The organism is Nitrosomonas sp. JL21 (assembly GCF_009833095.1).
Taxonomy (GTDB): Bacteria; Pseudomonadota; Gammaproteobacteria; order Burkholderiales; family Nitrosomonadaceae; genus Nitrosomonas.
On record NZ_QRCB01000071.1, the window covers coordinates 1 to 2,180 of the forward strand.

The following is a 2,180-nucleotide window of genomic DNA, read 5'->3' on the forward strand; positions in this document are numbered from 1 at the left end:
CACGCTCAGCGGCGGCAACGGCGACGACAGCTTTACGCTGGCAGCGGGCACAGGTCTCACGGCTGCTGATAATGTCAATGGCGGGGACGGAACGGACACGATTGCGCTGACTGGCAATACCGCCGTCGCAGCCGCCAATTTTGACAACGCCAGCAATATTGAAACGATCTCCGTGGTCAATACCACGCAAGCGGTTACGATCACCACCAAAAATACACTGGTTGCCGCCGGCGCCATCCTGACTTTCCACGCCACATCATTGACCACCGCAGCGCTGACTTTCAACGGTGCTGCCGAGACCGATGGTGCTTTCATCATTACCGGCGGTGGCGCAAACGACAGCATCACCGGCAGCTCGGGCAACGATACGCTCAGCGGCGGCAACGGCAACGATAGCTTGACGGCTGGGCTGGGCGATGATGTGCTCGCAGGAGATGCAGGAAATGATACGTTACGATTTGTAACGGCGAGCGGATTAACCAGTGCGGATACCGTGGATGGCGGAGCCGGGACGGACACGGTCGCATTGACCGGAAACACGGCTTTCACGTCATCGGCGGACTTCGACAATGTGCAGAATATAGAAGCGATCACGTTGGGCAATACCAACACAGCAGTCACGATTTCGACGCAAAATGCGCTGGTTGCCGCTGGCGCCAGCCTGACGCTGACCAACGCCGCCAATTCAGGGGTGCTGACCTTCAATGGCAATGCGGAAACGGATGGCGCTTTTGCGATTACCGGAGGTACAGGCAATGACGCCATCACCGGTGGGGCAGGCAACGATACGATTTTCGGCGGAACCGGCAATGACACGCTGATTGGCGGCGCAGGCAATGACAGTATGACCAGCGGCGCGGGCAGCGACAGCCTCACCGGCAATGGCGGCGCGGATGTGATGGTATTGGGCGCGAGCGCCAATGATAATATCCGTCAAACCGTCATTTACAGCACCTCTGCCGATGGCGCGGCGGCAGGCGCCAATAGCGGCGCCGATTCGATCACGCAATTCGATGCCAATGCGAATACCGCGGCGGACGATTTGATTCAGATCACCGGCGCGCTCAAAACCGCCCTGAACGATGATGCTGACGGCACATTGGATTATTCAGCCAGCAATGGCGCCGATTTGGGAAATCAGGCCATTGCCGGAGGCGCGAACCAGGAAGCCACGGTCTTGCTGGATGCAGAAATCGAGTTGGTGCTGGCCGATTTCACCGCGGCCGGATTGATCAATGTACTGACCGAGCTGGGAGAAGAAATCGATTTTTCCACGCTGGCAACCGGAGAAGAACATTTGTTCATCATCAATTTTTCCGCCACGCAGGCAGCGCTGGTGCTGTACACCGCTGGCACCGGCGGCGACGACAGCATTACCGCAACGGATATACAGATTCTCGGCATCGTCACGCACAATGACGCCACCGGCTTAGCGGCGGGGAATGTGATTTTTTAGTACTTTGCCATTCAAAATAAAAATTTTTTCGTATCGATCAATTCTGTGAATCGAATCATCGCGGTGTTCTGTTTGTGCTGATTTGCCTTTTTGAATTTTAGTCTCAACTTAATTTCATTTGAAATTGGCCAAGTGATGTTCATCCTCGAAATAATCCTCATTCAGCAATAATTCTTGGGATAAATGACTCATATATTTTTTAGTCTCATTGATATAGTCTTTAGCGTCTAGTAAAAATTGTTGATCATTTGCTACTAGAAAGAGCGTCAAAGTAATTTCTTAAAATCTTTATTAATCTTTACGAATTCAATTTTCCGTCCCTTGCGGTTAACTGGTTGAAAACCAGCAGACTGGAGAGTGCAATGAGTACTCCGCTGCTTGTGATTGAGTACTGAATGGTTAACAAACGATATATAACAAATTGAAAAATTTAAGAATAACCGTAAATTATATTTTGGAAAGGAGTTGTAAATGGCTACAATAATTGGAAGTCCTAGTTCACAAACACATGTCGGAACAGCTAGTGACGATACTATTGACGGCAGAGGTGGGAGTGATTTTATTAATGGGGCTGCGGGATCCGACACGGTGATATTTTCAGGTAATCGAGGTGTGTTCAATTTTGTCAACCTCAGTGGTGCAGTTCGAGTAACTGGATTAAGCACGGCTCCCGCTGATTATGCAGGCGACACAGCGCGAATATTCAATGCAGAGAAAGTTCAGT

1 protein-coding gene and 1 pseudogene are annotated in these 2,180 nt (G+C 51.0%); both read left to right on the top strand.

The features are described 5' to 3' along the window. Positions 1-1,456: calcium-binding protein (locus ABF87_RS14510; RefSeq protein ID WP_160829832.1), on the top strand; the 1,456-nt coding region annotated here is incomplete at its 5' end. Between the two features lie 471 nt (positions 1,457-1,927). Then, positions 1,928-2,180, top strand: a pseudogene (locus tag ABF87_RS14515) (hypothetical protein); the annotation flags it as partial.